Genomic DNA, 16,843 nt, shown 5'->3' with positions numbered 1-16,843 from the left:
ATGCCTTCAGCCATGCTGGAGGCATCCAAGCCCACCGGCCACATTAACGACCAATATGCGCCCGGGCCTTCGTTAAACTGCCGGCTCAATGATGGGGCCATCACCGTCGGTGGACAGCTCTCATTTGCCAGCCCTCAAGAACCAGTTCCATTGTTGGCCGCCGATCGCGCTCGGCCTGATCGAGAGCAAAACAAAAACCAAGCCCGGCACGATTTTCAGTCGCTTGCCGATATAGATGGCCATGGCAACGCTCCAGATGCTCAGGGCAAGCGCGACACCGACCGCAGCGCCAATCGGGCCGTAAATTGCGACGCCCAGCGCACAGGCTATGATGTTGGCTATCGCACCGGCGATCATGGTCGTTGCGGCGGCCCATTCGTTCCCGGTCATGGTCAGGAGATTCTGCTGAGGCCCACACAGCGCGACAAACACATATCCCAAGATGAGAACCCGCGCGATTGGCGCTCCTGCGGCGTAACCCTCACCGAAGAAGCTCAAAAACGGCTCAGCGATCACCATCATTGGGATGGCTACAACGATGGCGCCACTGGCAGAAAGCAAGGTAGCCCGCGCGAATAGCTGCTGTAGTCCTTTGCGATCGCCTCTTGCATACAGATCGGCAGCTGTTGGAGAAAACATGGTAGCGACGGCGATGCGGGAGAGCCCCACAAGCATCGCGATGTTCAACGCCAAGGCGAAAACACCCGCTTCACGGATATGGTTTGTCCAGCCCAAAACCAGCACGCCGGCCCGGCTGACGAAAACATCGAGCCCGGTGATGAGCATGAGCGGGGGGACGGCAAACCACCATTCTCTCGATGCATAGGTGGGTTTAGCCTGCCTCACGCCAGGCGGTTCAAGTTTCCTGGCGGTGATGAACACCAGCCCAACCGTGATGACCGAACTTGTTACCACCGCCAGCATCACCTCCGGCGCATCCACGGTTCGCAATCCGGACTTGGCCAGGATCGCCACCAACACCAGCAGGAGCCCGTCTCGCACGATGCGTTCCGGCAACAGCGCAGAGACGACGCCGCCGAAAGCACGCACAAGCGTGGCTCCGAGAGCATAAGTCGTAATCAAGGGCACAGCCACCATGCCGAGCATAGTGCTTATCTCAAGCCCTCTTTGCGTATGATCTGAAAAGAACAGGACAGAGGCAATGCCGATCATCCCGAACAGCGCTGCCGCCACCAGCGATCTTTGCAGGGCAAATCTTATCACCCCCCGTGCCAGATCAAGCCTGCCATTGGCTCTATAGGCCGGGACAAAACGCAACAAGGATACATTGAAACCAAGCGTTGCCAGATAGGCCAGCACGGAGGTCCATGCCAGAACGTAGGAATAGATGCCGTAGTTGCGTGGCCCGATGAGGCGTGCAATTGCCAACTGCGCAAGACTGGTTAGCCCAGCGCCGCCGATGTAGATCAACAGGGCGAAAATGCTCGCCCAAGCGAGCCGGGAGCCCATTTCCTTATTCCGCGGCGCCGTTGCTGAAGCAGGAACGAGCGCGGGAGGATTCGGGAACTTCCTTTGATTCTCAGCGGCGGACTTATCTGTCCGTAACAATGCGGAAATGATTTTTTTCTCGACTCGACAAATACTTTTGAAGGTCGATTGGCCGTCAGCATTGTCGACGGAAATGACTTCTCGGCCAGAAATCGCGAGGAGATCATTTATCGATTCAAAAACACCAAGAGAGCGCATATTCACGTTCAAGTCGGCCTCGAAGATTCGTTCCGCCGGCGGCTCGCGCTCCATCCGCTGCCGCAAGCGGCTCTCCACGACCGCATATGGCACCACCAGCCTGACGGTCAGGTCGGCCGGCGGCGCGAGGCTGAGCGCCTTTTTTAACGCTCCATGATCAGCGCCCCCGTTGAACATCGCCAGCGATCCAATTGCTTGAACATACCCTTGATCGAAAATTATTATTTCGGGTGATCGCTCAGCACCATTCCAGCAACGCGATAGGTGCAAGATGTATTGCCATATTCGAGCGCGCCATATTCTGTTTCTTGGCGGTATAAGCCGCACCATCGACAATGAAATTGAAATATCGTTCATTCGGCCTCTAGAGGAAATCAATATTACTACAGTCGAAAATATTGCCGATACAATTCTTGATACGAACAGAAAGATCCCAAGGTCGAATCTTCCGGTCCGTGCGCTGGGCTTATAGTTGAGAGCGACCTTGGCGCGATAACCTTTCCCACGCAGCTGCTGCACGAGCTCATGCGCAAACGTTGTTTTACCGGATCCTGGCGGTCCGAAGAATTCGATGATCATTCTGGGTCAGGCTCATTTGCGGGAACGGGTTCGATTCCTTTTGGGGAAGCGCAGACGACGGTCCTCATCAAACCCTCTCCAACAGGAGGTCGGCGCTATCCCCGAGCCCGTAGCCGGCATGCCTCTTTAAATTCACTTCGGTGAGCACGCTGCCTACTGGAACAGTGACGGGTCCGCCGGCCCGCAGCGACTCCAGAACACCACGGGCAATGCCGCGCCGCGTCCTGGCCCAGCGAACGGCAAAAAGCACCGCATCGGCCCAGCGCTTTAGAAGCCTGGTTTCGGGGCCTCCGAGCCCCAAGGGCCCGTTTATGATGACGACATCGTAGACCGACAGCAATTCATCGGTAAACTGGGATTTATCGACGGTGGACAGAAGCGTCAGCAGGTCATCCGAAAGTGCTGGAGCGGCCATGAGATCGATGCCGATTTCCGGCATTCTCGTGATTGCATCCTTCAGAACGCAGCGTTCACTCACATAGTCTCCAAAGGAATTGTGAGCCTTGATGGTGCTGAATTCGCCACGAAACTCATTCGTGAGCCGCACGTCCTTGCGGTCGAGGTCGAGGAAAAGCACCCTTCCTCCCAGTCGCGTTGCCGCCAGCGCCAGGCTCCATGCCAACTCCGTCTTGCCATCGTCCTGGATGCTGGACGTTACGAGGATGATATGCGGCGGCTGCCCCCTGCCCTGAGTTGGCGCCGCTGTGACGAGAAGGGATGTCGCGGCGCGACTAAACGGCGAGTTCTGCTGACCCAGAACCAGATGCCGCAGCTGTCTGGCATGAACTCCCGAAACTTTGGGAAGCAGTCCGATGCACGGGATCCCAAGCTCAGCTTCGGCTTCGGCTTCGCTGCGCAAGGTCTGATTGAAGCTGTTGCGGACCAAGACGAGGACCGCCCCCATCAGGCCGAACACGATCATGCCGGGCGGAACCAGGAAAACGGGCGACATGGTCTTCGAATTTGACGGCGGCCATGCCGTCGACAGGATCGCTACACCTGGCGAGGGAGCGGCGATGCGCCGTATCAAGTCCTGCTGCCGGCCAAGGAGCTCGTTGTAGTATTGTGTCACGATGGCCACCTGCGGCTCAAGGGCCCGCAACCCGGAAAGCTGGCTCGCCGTGTCGGCCACGGCCGCGTCGAGCATCCCCTTGCGCTCCTCGAGAGCCGCCACCTGGGCGCGGTAGACGTTTGCCTCGGCAGCGATGCGCGCGATGCCCTGCTCCATTTCACGGCTGATCGCGTTGCCCAGATCGTCGTCCGCCGCGGCACCCTGCTGGCGTGCCACCAGGTCCGTCAACACAGGCGATCCGATCGCTTCGGCGATGGCCGACACAGGGGCGCCTGCCTTTCGCAGGTCCTCAATATGGTGAAGGCGTGCTTCCGAGGCGGAAAGATTGGCCTTTGACAAGAAAATCTGTCGGCCGAACTCCGCTGTCTCACCGGCTGCATTGTTGGCCGCGCTTTGATCAACGGCACCGTGTGTCAGCCGGTATGTCTCCAGCCGATCGGTGGCTTCGACCAGATCCTTTTGCACTTGCGGCAGGCCGGCGACCAGCGATTCCAGCTCGAACTGATCCGACGCACGGCGTTTCTGTACGAGATCTTCGATATAGACTTGGGCGAATGTGTTCGCGACCAGCGCGGCACGCGCCGGACTGGCATCGGTGAAGCCGATGGTAATGACGCGCGAGCGCAGCTCTTGTCCGACCCTCATTCCGTTCCGCAGCGTCTTCAGCGCGGCAGCGTCCGCTTCCGGACTTCCTGCCGCCGGCTTGCCCTGCGTCCAGACCCGGCTCAGCAGATCGCTCAAGAACGAGCCTGCGGCGGGCGGGACGGCACTGATGCCGCTTTTTGCGGCAAGGTCGGCTGCCTGCGGTTGGCGAAGCGCCGCCAGAACTCGACGCAGGTGGCCTTGCGACGAGAGCATCGTCAGATGGTCATCGATGCTCGATTCCAGCGAGTCTTGGGCGGATGCCGTGCCGCCCGAAGTACCGCCGCTCGGGGCGTCGATGATGATCTGCGTCGTCGCCTCGAACAGCACCGGGCGAGTAAAGCCCGCGAGGCCGGCCAGAATGCCGCCCAGAAGGGCGACGGCAAGCAAGAGCCATTTTCTCGTTGCCAAGGTGACGACGAGTTGGTGGAAGGGAGACGGCGGTTGCATGGGCTCGCGTGGCGGTCGCCTCATCCGCGGATTGGCGTCGAGCGTAGCGACAGCCATGTGCGTAGCGCGCGGAAGCCTGGCGCGGCTGGCTATAGAACCTTCCATTTCAATCCCCTGTCAGTTCAATATCGTAAGAAGGGCGGGTTGCCGGCGCTGATGGCCGCATGGCTTCGTTGCGCCACGCCTGGAACATCAGCAGCGGCCACAGGTCACGGAAATGATCCTGGTTTCCACGCAGATGATCGCGCCAACATGCGTCGACCTTCGCACAGTCGATGACCCCGTCTCCGGATAGGCGTATCGTGGCGATGATATCCGTTGCCCAGTTGCGCAGGGGTCCCTTCAGCCAGGCCCCGACCGGAACGTCGAAACCTTGCTTGGGCCGATCGACCAGTGGGCGCGGTACATAGCGATCGAGGAGCTGGCGAAGTATCCATTTGCCCTTGCCATTTCGGACCTTGGCACTGGTCGGCAGGCGCCAGGCGAATTCAACGACGCGATGGTCCAGGATCGGGCATCGTCCCTCGAGGCTGTTGGCCATGGTGGCGCGATCGAGCTTCACCAGGATGTCGCCCGGCAGATAGCCTGTCATGTCGTCAAACAGGAGACGCGAAAGCAAGTCGTCGAGCTCTGCCGCGCTGGCATTCGATGCCGGTGGCTTGTGATGAAGAAGGCTGTTGGTCGAAGATTCCGTCAGCCGCTGAAGCAGTTGGTCCTCATTTGCCGCCGCGAACAGGCGGGCGAGCCGGTTCAACCGGTCACCGCGCAATCCGTGCCGCATATTCGCCGAAAGCGGCAGGCTGCCGAAAATGTCTTTCTGGGAGGCCTGGGCCAGCAATCCAGCCCCCGCCGCCAACATTCGACGAAATGACGATGGCAACTCATGCTGCCTTCTGAGGCGGGTTGCCAGGAAGTGCCGAGAATAGCCGGCGAAGCACTCGTCGCCGCCATCGCCCGATAGAGCCACCGTTACGTGTTGCCGGGCGAGGCGCGACACCAGCAGCGTCGGTATCTGCGACTCATCGGCAAACGGCTCGTCCCAGATCCGCGGCAGTTCGGGAATGACTTCAAGCGCCGCGGCCGGTGAAAGGTGAAGTTCGGTATGATCGGTGCCCAGATGCCGCGCAACCGCGGCCGCATGAGGAGCCTCATCGAACCCGCTCTCACCGAACGCTATGGTGAAGGTGCGAACGGGCTTTTGGGACTGTGCCTGCATCAGGGCGACGACCGTCGAGCTGTCGATCCCGCCCGACAGGAAGGCGCCAAGCGGTACATCGGCGATCATGCGTTCGTTGACGGCAAGGCGAAGCAGCCTGTCGAGCTCGGTCGTGAGATCCTCGTCGCTGCCGGCGATCGGATCTCGCTGCGCCTTGCTGGCGACATCGGCCAGCGCCCACCAGCGGCGAACGCGATGCGCAAGCGAGCCTGCGCCGCGGGCACTGGCGAAATCCGCCGCTGTCACCGACAGGACTGAACCGGGCGGCAGCTTGAACACGCCCTGCCAGATGCAAAGGTCATCCGGCACCCACCCTTTCGAAATCATCGTTGCCGCCGCATCGACGTCGAGTTCCGGGTTGAAGCCCGGGAAGCACGTGATCGCCTTCAACTCCGAAGCGAAGACGAGCGCTTCACGTGTCGAGGCGACATAGAGCGGCTTCTTGCCCATTCGGTCGCGGGCGAGATGGAGGATCCGGCTCTTCAGATCCCACAGGCCGAAAGCGAACATGCCGGCGAAGCGCTGGAGTGCCGCGTCGAGGCCCCAGCTCTCGATCGCGCACAGCATGACTTCCGTGTCGCTGGTGCCGCGGAAATGGTGGCCCGCCCCTTCGAGTTCGCGACGCAGATCGCGAAAATTGTATATCTCGCCATTGAAGGTAATCACATACCGGCCGCTTGCGGAGTGCATCGGCTGGCGACCCGCCTCCGACAGGTCGACGATGGCCAGACGCCGGTGGCCGAAGGCGATTCCGGCTTCACGGCTCATCCAGAGGGCCTCGGCATCGGGTCCGCGATGACGAAGGGCCATCGCCATCGGCCCGATCGCCCTGAGCGCATTCGTATCGGCCGCATCTGGCGCCAAGAGAATTCCGGCGATCCCGCACATTCTAATATCTCCTCTGGCGAACGGTCGCGGGAATCGCCTGCGGCGTTCCAGCGACGAGGCACAGGGTCAGACAGAACCACACGATCGGATGGCGGATGATCAGGTGCGGAGCACTGAAGACAGCGATCGAGGCTACGAGCGCCACGAGGACGTCCAGTCTCGCACGCCACGCTGACAAGGCGGACGAGCCAAGGATCCACACCAGGGCCAGGACTGAAATTAGGCCGCCCTGAGTGTAGAGATCGAGGATTGTACTATGGGCTTCGAAAGGCCGCGGCAGAAACTGCTGATTGACAACGGGGGGAGTATCAAGGTGCGGGCCTGGACCGAGACCCAGGGATCCGGATCCAGCTCCCTTGTTCAATGCCTCCTCCCAGAGGTAGAGGCGAAGTGCCGCGGTTTTCCGCGGTCGCTTCCCCGCCCTTGTCCTTGGTGAGGCTCTTGGCGAAGTCTTCGGCACTGGCGGCCTCGCTGAGGGCGTAAGGCGCCATTGATATGGCCAACGGAAGGAATCCAACGGCGAACAGCAGGGCAAGTTGCCGTGGAAGGCTGACCTTGCCGCCGTCGCTTGTCAGCCAGGCCCGGACCCGCAGTCCGAGAAGGATCAGGCAAGCCAGGACAGTCGTATAGAGATAGGTATCGCTCTTTGTCAGCCTTCCGACATAGAAGGTGAGGATCAGGCTGCACAACCCGAGACATCTTCCCCAAGGATTGCTTGTGGTCGTGGCAAGATGCAGGGCCAAGGGACCAAGCAGCGCGCAGTAGAGCGCAAGCTGGTTCGGATTGTCGGACCAACCGCAGAAACGGTCCCAGTACCAGGGATCGACGCCAGACTGATGGATCCAGCCGAAACCAAGCCCTAGCTGAACGACAAAGCCTGCGCTCGCGACAGCGATCATCCACCAGGCGATACGGCGTAAACGGAGGGCCGCGTTGGGTTCCGCTGCAGCCAGACAGGTAACGCAGGCCAACAGCACGTACGCCATCGTGTCATGCAACAACGGATCGAGGAACAGTGTGGTCGTTAGAAAGCCGATGATAGACCCCACGCCCAGGGTAAGCGTCAGGATCAGCCAGAAACGGGCAAGCTTGGCCAAAGCCGGCGTAGCCTCAAGTCGGCCGCCTGCTAGGATCCGCGTGATCGACAGCAATATCCAGAGCGAGAGGAACAGTTCGCTGTAGCCGAACGGCAACCCCGGGATGCTGAGTTGCACCGCGTAGGACATCGCGACGCCGAAGGCCAGGAGCGCATCACGGATCATTGCCGCGCCTCACCCAGCCGGGGGTTCCGCGCACCCTCTTCCCTCGAGATCGCGGGCACTGATCGAGCAAGGCTGCCGCGGTATTTGCCGTCGAGTACGGTCTTGTACAGGTCGCAATACTGGTCGACGACCCACGACAGCGAAAAGCGCTCTCGCACCAGGCCGACGGAACGGCTGCCCATGATCTTGCCACGGGCGCGGTCGGACAGAACATCGATTATCCTGGATGCGAGGCCATCGGCATCGCGCGGCGCGACGAGGTAGCCATTCCAGCCATCTTCGACCACGTCATTGCAGCCGGGCATTCTCGAAGCGACGATTGGCAATCCGGACAATCCCGCCTCCAGCAGGACGCGCGGAATTCCCTCGCGATACTGCGTTGGAAACGCGAACAGATCCGCCATGCCAAGCAGGGCCGGAACGTCCCCTCTTGGCCCCAGTGCTATGACATGAGGAGCATATTGCTCGATATCGGACCTGCTGACCGCAAACGGACCTTCGGAGTCTTGCGGACCGACGAGCACGAAACGCGCGTTGGGCCTCTCGGACAGGACGCGGGGGACCGCCTTGATGAGGGTGGGGATCCCCTTCTGGCGAGTCAGCCGACCGACAAAGATTATGATCTCGGCCGACTGCAGCCCAAGTTCTTCGCGCATCGTGGTGGCCGAAGGGCCACGATACCTTGCTGTCGAAAACGCATTCGGGTCGATGCCGGAACTGCGGATCAGCCGCCCTTTGCCGCGCCCCACCAGCCGATAGCGCTCGAAGAAGGCCTGATCGTCGCGATTCTGGAAGACGGTCATGGCTGTCCAAAGTGACGCCAGCCCCTGAAGGCCGCAAAAGACCGGACGCAGCGCCAGCGCCCGCGGTTCCCGTGACGAGAATGTCCAGCCAAGCCCATTGATGGTGCGAATGACAGGAACCTGCCCGCGCACGGCCAAAGGGGTCAGGAGGTTGGGCTTGGTGTCGAAACTTTGAACGATGTCCGGACGCAGTTCGGACATCAATTGCGGACTGCGCTGATAGCGCTCCATTCTCCACCGCCACTGGCAAAGCGGTCGAAAGCAAGCCGGCGATGCGGAATGCCATGGGGTGAAAAGGCGCCTCCGGCATCGCTCGAGACGGCAGTGACCCGAAAGCCCCTTTCACGCAACGCCAGAAGGAACGGAATTCTAAGCCGGTGATCCTCGCCTCCAACGCAAACCAGATGCGGACTCATCCCGTCCCTCCTGGATGCCGGCAGTATCCCAATCGCGCAAAACCGCTGGCCCTATCTGTTTCCATGGCCCGGTTTCATCGCCCCTGCACACACAACACCCAAGTCCACGCTAGGAGCAGGCCTTCGCGCTGTCCTCGTCTGTTTGAATGAAGCAGGTGTTGGACGATACGGCGATGCACCGGTCGCTGCCATTGGATCGATGACTTCGGCTGGAAATCATTCGTTCTAACGATGTCAGGACCAGCATGGTCGCTTACGACATTGCAAAGCCGGTCAGCAAAACAGGGGGTCGTGTTGGAAACGTCGGGACGCCCGCGTTCAGAAGGCTGGTTTCCACGCGCCTTGCCGTCCATTGGCGGACTGACAACAGACCGGGTTATTGCGATAGCTCGCAACAACGGCCTTCCGGACGACTTCACATGGAAACCGGCATCCACCCGTCCTCTTGACATGGACGGACCGACCAACCGCCTCTTCCCACGGATGGGCGACGACTTCTCCGAAAAATCGGCGTTCTTTCACCTGGAGCGGATCGTCGAAAAATACCCGGACAAGATCGCGATCAGTGACGGCTCTACGTCCCTCAGCTTTTCGGAACTGCTTAGCGCAGTCCAAAACCTGGCGGTTGCGATTGCTGGCTCGGCCCCACCGGGCAAGGCGGTCGGGCTTCTAATCGGAAATACCCTCTGGTATCCGGTGGCTATGCTCGCCGCCATGCGGGCTGGCAGGCCCGCCGTGCCGTTGAACCCCCGGGATCCGTTTCAGCGCCTCGCTGCAATTGCCACCAGCGCACGGCTGGCCGCGATCGTCAGGCCAGGGCCGGGCAAGCCGGCCGGCTGGCCGGATGCCTCCTCACTTGAATGGATCGATGCGGCAAGTTGCATGGCCGCGACGCAGGATGGCAGCTTGCCGGCGTTGCCGTCCGAAGTGTCGGTCGATGCCCCGGGAATCGTTCTCTACACGTCAGGCAGCACCGGGGCGCCGAAGGGCGTCGTGAACAGCCAGCGGGCGATCCTCCAACGCGTTCAGCAATATGTGGATGCCTGCCACTTCGGTCTCGACGACGTGTTCATGCCGCTGACCGGGCCGGCGACGATCGCTGGGTGCCGCGAGATGATGACCCCGATGCTGTGCGGCGCCACACTGTACCTCTCCGACATCGAAAGCGCCGGCATTCGCGCCGTCCGTGAAAATTTCGAGAAATGGCGGGTAACGGTCGTCTATCTCGTGCCGGCGCTGCTGCGTGTGTTGATGAATGGTGCCGCGCCCAATGCATTCTCTTCCCTGCGGATCGTGCGGGTCGGCGGAGAAAGATCCTGTGGTCCGACATCGATCGGCTCCGCGACAACGTTCCCGAGTCCTGCCTTGTCCAGATCAGCTATTCGTCCACGGAAACGATTGGCACGCAATGGTTCCTGCCGAGGGACTACCCGGAACGAGGCGCAACGGTCCCGGTTGGCTTCGTCCTACCCGGCATCGAATACACCGTCGTGGATGAGAACGCATGCGAGGTCGCCCCGGGTGATGAAGGAGAGTTGCTGATCAGAGGCAACTACACCACGCTCGGCTATTGGACGGATGGGGAAAACGTCCCTCTTCAGGCGAACTCCGGCAATCCCCGGCTTCGAACCTTCGCAACGGGCGATCTGGTCAAGGTCGACGATACCGGAATGATGTGGATCGTCGGGCGAAAGGGACGCCAGATCAAAATAAACGGAAGACGGGTCGAACCGGCCGAGCTGGAACTCGTCCTGCGCCGGGCGCCTCAGGTGAATGATGCCGTTGCGGTGGTGACGGATGCGAACGAACTGGTGGCTTTTGTCGTCCCCGCAAAACCAGGCGGAAGCGAGTTCATTGCTGAAGTGCGCGAGATGATCAGGACGGCTCTGCCGCCGGCGGTCCATCCAACGCGACTGCATAGCATTGCCGAGATACCGCAGCTCAAGGGCGGCAAGGTCGACAGTGTCAAGCTGCGGGAACTGGATCGCGCACTGAACGCGCAAGACGCCCAGAACACGCCCATCGCCCGGCAGGCGGCGGACCCGCTTGATATCGAAGGCACCGCTGCGGCCGTATGGGAGAGGATACTCCCGGGTAAAAGGGCAACTGGCAGCCGCTGGGACGATGCCGGTGGCGATTCATTGAAGCTGCTGCAATTCGTCATGGAGCTTGAGACGGCTCTGGGGCGGGAACTTAACCTGGACGCATTCACTGTCGGGATGAGCTTTACCGATGTCGTCAGGGCAGCCTCTCCGGGGCAAGACACGACCAGCGCGCTTGTCGAGGCCTCCGACCCGAGGCCCGTTTTGTTCATCGTGCCTGGATCGATCGGCTATGGCCCAAGCCTGGCGGCCTTCGGTGCCGAGATGGGCAATGTCGCCAGGGTTGTTGCCGTGCGCTACGGTGATCTGAACGATCTGCTGAGGGGACATGGCACGATACCGCAGATGGTGGATGCGGTTGTCGACCAGATCAACCAGGTCCAGCCTGATGGCAATGTGAAACTGATCGGCTACTCGCTTGGCGGCGGCGTCGCGTTCGAGGTTGCCGCAAAACTTGTTGCCGCCGGTCGGGCGGTCACGTTCCTGGGAATCCTCGACACCAATATCGGGCCTGTGCAGCACAATTACCGTGAAACTCTCGCACGCACCGCTCAGCGCATCCACGCGCATAGAGTGACGGTGGATCGCATGACTTTGCGGGCTCTGGCAAAATTGTTTGCCCAATTTGGTGCCGAGGCTGTGCTCGCGAGGAGCATCGACTGGCTGAAATGGCGGGCCCTCGCCAGAACGCGATTCATTTTGCGCCTCGAGCTCGAAGAAATCCTGCGGATGCGAGCATTTGGCCAATGGCTCGCGCAACCGAAGCCCGCATTGCCGATTACCGCCACCTTGTTTCGGTGCAGGCGCACAGGCGTTCCGACAGACCTTGGCTGGAGCCCTTTCGTTACCGGCTTGAACATAGTCCCGATCGTCGGCGGGCACCTCGACATGCTCGTTGAACCCCATCTCAGCCACAACCGTCCGTTGATAGAAAGGGCCCTTCTGATGAGTGGCGCATAGCAAATAGACGGTCGCCATTCGCGCTCCACAGTCCTGCGTGGAATGCCAGAAATCGTTGGATAGTCTATAAGCCTCGGAGGCAAGCTGGCCGGCCGAACCGGTAGCGTTTTCTTCACGATGATCAAAGATTCTATCAACAGGCGCCGGTATGTGATTTGTCTCTAATGTATCCTTTCCCGTAGGCAGGTGTGGGGCACCTACCGAATCGGACGAAGGATATTTGCATGACAACCCTCCACTACGCCTCGGGTGGGTCGGCCTCTGAGGTCGCAACCGCCGGATTCAATCTTGTCGACGTTTCATCCGTGGACGAACTCAACGCCTTGCCAGCCGGCACGAAAGGTCTGGTCTGGCTCAATGAAGCCAATGGCGCAACGTCGTCTTTCATTCAGAAAGTCACCCCCTTCATCGGCAATCCGAACGTGTTTGGCTTCTTCCTCGTCGATGAGCCGGACCCCACGGGCAAATGGGGAACCTATGCCACCGCCGCGGATCTGAAGGCGGAATCCGACTGGATCCACACAAACCTGCCCGGAGCCAAGACCTTCATCACCATGATGAACATGGGGTCTTCCGCAAATCCCGATTTTTCAAACACTTTTAATCCTGCCAACACGCATATCGACTATTACGGCGTGGATCCCTACCCGGTGCGTACCGGCACAAGCACGGTCGACTACAACATGATCGACAGGAGCGTGGCCGCGGCTGTCGCCTCGGGTATCCCGGTCAGCCAGATCGTTCCGGTTTACCAGACGTTTGGGGGCGGCAGTTTCACAACCGATACGGGCGGCCAATATGTCCTTCCCACCGTCGCCCAGGAACAGACCATGTTGGACCACTGGGCCAAGGTGGCGCCATCGCCCGCCTTCGACTATGCCTATGCTTGGGGTTCTCAACAGGGCGACACCGCGCTTGGCAACTCGTCGGCGCTGCAAGCCCTCTTCCTTCAGCACAACCAGAGCACGACCAGCACGCCTTCGACCGGCGATACGACTGGCAGCATTGTGCCCCCAACCAGCACCGTGCCCCCAACCAGCACCGTGCCCCCGCCCAGCACCGTGCCCCCGGTCACTGTGCCTTCGACCAGCGATCACACTTTCTATGGCACGGGCGGCGCGGATGTGCTTCACGGCACCACCGGCGTCGACACGTTGATCGGTGGTGGCTACAACGACACCTATTATGTCAACAACGCCGCCGACAAGGTGGTGGAACTGCCGGGCGGCGGCAACGATACCGTGCTGGCGTCGGTGAGTTATGTATTGTCGGCCGGGTCGGAGATCGAACATCTCGCCACCACGAACAAGTCCGACACCTCCCCCATCAATCTCAAAGGAAACGAGTTCTCCCAAACCGTAGATGGCAATGCCGGCAACAACTACATCAACGGCGGTGGCGGGAAAGACGTTCTCACGGGAAATGGGGGCGCGGATGTCTTTGTCTTCAAATCCGCCCTCAATACCAGCAATGTCGACAAGATCACCGACTTCAATGTGGCCCAGGACAAGATCCTGCTCGACCACACTGTGTTTGCCGGCCTTCAAGGCAGCACCCTTTCCACCTCGGAATTCCACGTCGGCAGGGGTGCGCATGACAGCAGCGACCACATCATCTACAACAGTTCGACCGGCGCTCTCTCTTACGACGCCGATGGCGCAGGCGGCGCACACCAGATCCAGTTTGCCACTCTTGCTCCGCACCTGGCGTTGACGGCGTCTTCGTTCCTCGTAATGTGAGCCTTGGGGAACGTCAGGCCCTGATCACAAGGGTCTGACGTTTTCTTGAACATACCCCGGCGGAACGAAATCGCTCCAACGCGCATTAGTCCGTCATGAGCGCTCGGGGCATCGAATTTCTGCAGAAATGGGTGGAGGATAATGTTCCACCCTTTTCGAACCACGATCCGGCCCTTGCGGCGAAACTCGCCGACCAGGTGACGGCGGACGCCATCAAGGCGGGAATTCGCCCCGAGGAAATCTCGGAAGAAGTCGGAAGCATGCTGTCCACCATGCTTGAATTGCTCGATCATCGCGACACTGATCGCGACACTGAATGATTGCGCATCCGGCCACGTTGACCACGGGAGAGCCTGAAGTCTGCTTGGATTTATTTCTACCTGTTGTGGCCCTGACGGGCCGCAAGCTCTTGCCCAGCATGCCAAGCGAGGCGATGATCCGGACAGGTGCCCGCACCGTACTGTCCTACCTCGCTGAGCCGATCTTGCAGAACTTCCGCCGGGCGATGCGGGAAAAATAGCCGGCCGGCGGAGTGCGGTTACTCGCCCAATATGACCCCGGATGCCACGATCTGTGCCGTGCGCTCGGTCAGTTTTCCGCGTTTCACAAGCGTGGGTTTGACGTAGGTCTTCTTCATCATCACGATCCGCTGGCAATGGCACCGGGACTAAACGACCTCGGCACGCCAACGTTCCATGGGACCAGCGGCGGCTGGCTTCGAAGGCAGCCGCCCCTCCTTCACCGTGCGCTCAACGCCACCATCCGGTCGAGCGCCGCGGTCAGGCCGTGCAGCGACACCGGGAATGTCAGCGGCGTCTCCGCGTCTGTCGTGACATTGAGCTTCAGCACCTCGCCTCCCCTCAGCTTTCCAAGTGTCGGCCGATCGATGGAAAACACCGCGATGCAACCCGTTGGCAGGCAGGTCCTGAAGCGCTGCGGGGACAAGGGCGGCTGATCGTCGATCTGGAGCGTCACGCCGGAATCAAGCAAGATGCCGAAGGGCAGAAGCAAGGTAGCCATCGTCGACCCGTCCGTGCGTCTCTGTATCTCCACGGCGAGGAGCCTTTGGCCGTTCTTCTGGACCTGGTCCTGCGAAAGCGAGCAGACCCTCGCATTCTCCTGGACAGAGCAAGCCACGCTCCAGTCCTGGTAGACTTCGCGCAGCGATGACGGGCCATCTGGAACAGCCGCCACCTGTTGCTGTGCCGATGCGGGCGACATCCATGAAAATGCGATTGCCCCCCATGCGCAGGCGGCCTTGAGGCCACGTTTCATGTGCAGACCCATTCACGGATCTTGCATTTGCTACCCGACGCCTGGCAGGCCTGCAAGGCGAGGTCTTCGGCTTCCCGGCGAGTCTTGGCCGAGTTCACACCCCAGGGCGTGAAACGGTTCTCGACCTTGTCGGCCACGGCGAGCGCACCGCAGTGCTTGTAGGGGAAGCCGGTTTCGTCGTCATCATTCCAATGGCGATGGTTGCGGAAGACGGTAACGACGCTGCAGGCCTTTCCGCCGGCGTTTTCGCAATATTTCTGCGCGATGTCCTTCGCCTCCTGCCGCTTGTCGGCGCCCCAGAAGAAGCCGTATTTGCTATCGGCCTGCGAATAGGCGATGGCCGCCCAGATGCCTTTTTCCTCCTGCTGCGGCTCCGACGGTGCCACCAGGTCGGCCGAGACGACTTGTCCGCACCACAACAAGGTCAAGCCCAAAACTGCCAAAGCCCGCAATCTCATGGTCGGCACCCCTTTCCTTGATCCCACTCGCCTTACTTCGCCGCCGAAGCGACGGAGATCACCACGCAGCTTTTGCCCCTCGGCAAGAGAAGGGCTTCACCGGCGTTGCCGCCGAGCTCGTACACTTCGACCTGCCCAAGATGGTCGGTGATCTTGCTGCCTTGCGGAAGAATGGACGGGATGTCGGCACACGGGCTGGCGAATGGTGCCACCCGCACCATCGTCCCCTCGCAACCAGAAGCGGTGGGCGATGCGAAAACGACGCCGGCGGCAGGCCCGCTATAGCGTTCCGTCGCGTAGTCCATGCCGACGAAGGCCTGGACGGCATGCTTGTCGGCGGCCTGGTCGTTCCACAAGGATTTGACGCTGTATTTCGTGCCGGTCGTCAAAATCTGTCCGAGCACCGGATAGATGGTCGAACAGGCCTGCACCCCGGCCTGCTTGACATGCTCGAGGAAAGGCGTGTCCGGAAGCGCCGGGTTGGCTGCCTCAGGCTGCGCGGCCGTCGCGCTGCCGACCAGATTGGCGATCGCGGCATAGTTGCCGGCGGCGAAGCCAAGGCCCGCCACCACGAGCCCCAACAATGAAAATCCGACAACGCGCGGCCACCGCCGCCGCGCGGGTTCGACGAGCCTCTGCCGATCCGCCTCGACGGTCGGGCCGCTACGTTTTGCGGACATGAACTGGTCCTGCTGGCTCATGGTACTGCCCCGGTTATTTGAGTGGCGAAAGGGCTGCTGACAGCCCTTTGAGTGTTGCGGTCACGGTGACTGTCTGGCCGTCGACGGTCGAATAGGAGATTGCCGGCGTCGCATTCTGTGAGATCTTCTGGCGCATGAGGGGGCCGACCGGCAACATGCCGACGCAGACCATCTCGTTGCAGCCGTTCAGGTGGACGTCGATCGCCTGGCCTCGCCCGTCGAACTTCAGCGACACCAGGCCATCGCTCCTGGCATTCGGCGCGGTGCGCAGGATCATGTAGGGCTTGCCGTCCTGCGTGGCGGCCAGCGACCAGCTGAAGGCCATCTTGCCGGACGCATCCTCGATCACTTGCGAAACATTGCAGACCTTCTTGCGGGCCTTGAGGTTCTCGTCGCAGATCAGCGTCCAATTCTCGAACGGACGGATGGTGCGCTGGTAGTCGCCGAGCTTCACGTCGGGCGGCAGCACCACATCCGAAGGCTTGATCCTGTAGGGCGACGCAACCTGCCCGGCGGCCGGTGCGAGGCCGCCGCAGAGCGCCAGGCAAGTCAGTACGGCAAGTCCTTTCATTC

The 16,843-nt window shown here is 60.8% G+C and carries 13 protein-coding genes and 2 pseudogenes; 5 read left to right on the top strand and 10 right to left on the bottom strand.

All coding sequences use genetic code 11. The annotated features are described in order from the left end of the window. Positions 1 to 120 precede the first annotated feature (120 nt). From AC0V8S_RS11725 to AC0V8S_RS11705, 5 genes are all read right to left on the bottom strand, one after another. Positions 121 to 2,286, bottom strand: a complete 2,166-nt coding sequence (locus tag AC0V8S_RS11725; RefSeq protein ID WP_475437770.1) for an oligosaccharide flippase family protein — start codon at positions 2,284 to 2,286, stop codon at positions 121 to 123. 67 nt (positions 2,287 to 2,353) lie between these two features. Beyond that, positions 2,354 to 4,390, bottom strand: coding sequence for a GumC family protein (locus tag AC0V8S_RS11720; protein ID WP_475437769.1), 2,037 nt, complete (start codon positions 4,388 to 4,390; stop codon positions 2,354 to 2,356). A gap of 166 nt (positions 4,391 to 4,556) precedes the next feature. Further along, positions 4,557 to 6,554, bottom strand: coding sequence for an asparagine synthase (glutamine-hydrolyzing) (gene asnB / locus AC0V8S_RS11715; protein ID WP_475437768.1), 1,998 nt, complete (start codon positions 6,552 to 6,554; stop codon positions 4,557 to 4,559). A 308-nt stretch (positions 6,555 to 6,862) separates the two neighbouring features. Continuing rightward, positions 6,863 to 7,816 (bottom strand): hypothetical protein, encoded by a 954-nt coding sequence (locus AC0V8S_RS11710; RefSeq protein WP_475437767.1) that lies wholly within the window; start codon positions 7,814 to 7,816, stop codon positions 6,863 to 6,865. Further along, positions 7,813 to 8,850, bottom strand: coding sequence for a glycosyltransferase (locus tag AC0V8S_RS11705; protein ID WP_475437766.1), 1,038 nt, complete (start codon positions 8,848 to 8,850; stop codon positions 7,813 to 7,815). The genes AC0V8S_RS11710 and AC0V8S_RS11705 overlap by 4 nt, the downstream gene beginning before the upstream one ends. A 416-nt stretch (positions 8,851 to 9,266) precedes the next feature. Here AC0V8S_RS11705 and AC0V8S_RS11700 point away from each other — a divergent pair. The 5 genes and pseudogenes from AC0V8S_RS11700 to AC0V8S_RS11680 form a co-directional block, all read left to right on the top strand. Continuing rightward, a pseudogene (locus tag AC0V8S_RS11700) lies at positions 9,267 to 10,289 on the top strand (AMP-binding protein); the annotation flags it as partial. After that, the gene (locus AC0V8S_RS11695) at positions 10,238 to 12,097 is read left to right on the top strand and encodes a thioesterase domain-containing protein (RefSeq protein WP_475437765.1); all 1,860 of its coding nucleotides are present in this window, start codon (positions 10,238 to 10,240) and stop codon (positions 12,095 to 12,097) included. The pseudogene AC0V8S_RS11700 and the gene AC0V8S_RS11695, both read left to right, overlap by 52 nt. 224 nt (positions 12,098 to 12,321) lie before the next feature. After that, the gene (locus tag AC0V8S_RS11690) at positions 12,322 to 13,836 is read left to right on the top strand and encodes a calcium-binding protein (RefSeq protein WP_475437764.1); all 1,515 of its coding nucleotides are present in this window, start codon (positions 12,322 to 12,324) and stop codon (positions 13,834 to 13,836) included. A 95-nt stretch (positions 13,837 to 13,931) separates the two neighbouring features. Then, positions 13,932 to 14,156, top strand: coding sequence for a DUF768 domain-containing protein (locus AC0V8S_RS11685; protein WP_475437763.1), 225 nt, complete (start codon positions 13,932 to 13,934; stop codon positions 14,154 to 14,156). 71 nt (positions 14,157 to 14,227) lie between these two features. Further along, positions 14,228 to 14,356: pseudogene (locus AC0V8S_RS11680) on the top strand (HlyD family type I secretion periplasmic adaptor subunit); the annotation flags it as partial. An 18-nt stretch (positions 14,357 to 14,374) separates the two neighbouring features. Here AC0V8S_RS11680 and AC0V8S_RS11675 read toward each other — a convergent pair. The 5 genes from AC0V8S_RS11675 to AC0V8S_RS11655 all read right to left on the bottom strand — a co-directional run bounded on the left by AC0V8S_RS11675 (position 14,375) and on the right by AC0V8S_RS11655 (position 16,841). After that, positions 14,375 to 14,473 (bottom strand): putative RiPP precursor, encoded by a 99-nt coding sequence (locus AC0V8S_RS11675; RefSeq protein WP_198421140.1) that lies wholly within the window; start codon positions 14,471 to 14,473, stop codon positions 14,375 to 14,377. 101 nt (positions 14,474 to 14,574) lie between these two features. Next, entirely contained in the window at positions 14,575 to 15,123 is a 549-nt protein-coding gene (locus tag AC0V8S_RS11670; protein WP_475437762.1) for an invasion associated locus B family protein, read from the bottom strand. Further along, positions 15,108 to 15,569 (bottom strand): DUF4189 domain-containing protein, encoded by a 462-nt coding sequence (locus tag AC0V8S_RS11665; RefSeq protein ID WP_475437761.1) that lies wholly within the window; start codon positions 15,567 to 15,569, stop codon positions 15,108 to 15,110. Before AC0V8S_RS11665 ends, AC0V8S_RS11670 begins: the two co-directional genes overlap by 16 nt. Positions 15,570 to 15,601: 32 nt before the next feature. Next, positions 15,602 to 16,270 carry a hypothetical protein gene (locus AC0V8S_RS11660; protein WP_475437760.1) on the bottom strand — a complete coding sequence of 223 codons (669 nt, stop codon included), beginning with the start codon at positions 16,268 to 16,270 and terminating at the stop codon, positions 15,602 to 15,604. Positions 16,271 to 16,283: 13 nt separating this feature from the next. After that, the gene (locus AC0V8S_RS11655) at positions 16,284 to 16,841 is read right to left on the bottom strand and encodes an invasion associated locus B family protein (protein WP_475437759.1); all 558 of its coding nucleotides are present in this window, start codon (positions 16,839 to 16,841) and stop codon (positions 16,284 to 16,286) included. Between the last annotated feature and the right edge of the window lie 2 nt (positions 16,842 to 16,843).

This window comes from Mesorhizobium oxytropidicola (assembly GCF_056174625.1).
Note: the sequence above shows the minus strand (reverse complement) of the source record. Positions and strands in the feature narration are given on the sequence as shown.

Bases quoted from the DNA above. Each gene is read 5' to 3' on its own strand.
- AC0V8S_RS11725 (WP_475437770.1), bottom strand. From the start codon at position 2,286: ATGATCATCGAATTCTTCGGACCGCCAGGATCCGGTAAAACAACGTTT.
- asnB (WP_475437768.1), bottom strand. From the start codon at position 6,554: ATGTGCGGGATCGCCGGAATTCTCTTGGCGCCAGATGCGGCCGATACG.
- AC0V8S_RS11710 (WP_475437767.1), bottom strand. From the start codon at position 7,816: ATGATCCGTGATGCGCTCCTGGCCTTCGGCGTCGCGATGTCCTACGCG.
- AC0V8S_RS11705 (WP_475437766.1), bottom strand. From the start codon at position 8,850: ATGGAGCGCTATCAGCGCAGTCCGCAATTGATGTCCGAACTGCGTCCG.
- AC0V8S_RS11695 (WP_475437765.1), top strand. From the start codon at position 10,238: ATGGCGGGTAACGGTCGTCTATCTCGTGCCGGCGCTGCTGCGTGTGTT.
- AC0V8S_RS11690 (WP_475437764.1), top strand. From the start codon at position 12,322: ATGACAACCCTCCACTACGCCTCGGGTGGGTCGGCCTCTGAGGTCGCA.
- AC0V8S_RS11685 (WP_475437763.1), top strand. From the start codon at position 13,932: ATGAGCGCTCGGGGCATCGAATTTCTGCAGAAATGGGTGGAGGATAAT.
- AC0V8S_RS11675 (WP_198421140.1), bottom strand. From the start codon at position 14,473: ATGAAGAAGACCTACGTCAAACCCACGCTTGTGAAACGCGGAAAACTG.
- AC0V8S_RS11670 (WP_475437762.1), bottom strand. From the start codon at position 15,123: ATGGGTCTGCACATGAAACGTGGCCTCAAGGCCGCCTGCGCATGGGGG.
- AC0V8S_RS11665 (WP_475437761.1), bottom strand. From the start codon at position 15,569: ATGAGATTGCGGGCTTTGGCAGTTTTGGGCTTGACCTTGTTGTGGTGC.
- AC0V8S_RS11660 (WP_475437760.1), bottom strand. From the start codon at position 16,270: ATGAGCCAGCAGGACCAGTTCATGTCCGCAAAACGTAGCGGCCCGACC.
- AC0V8S_RS11655 (WP_475437759.1), bottom strand. From the start codon at position 16,841: ATGAAAGGACTTGCCGTACTGACTTGCCTGGCGCTCTGCGGCGGCCTC.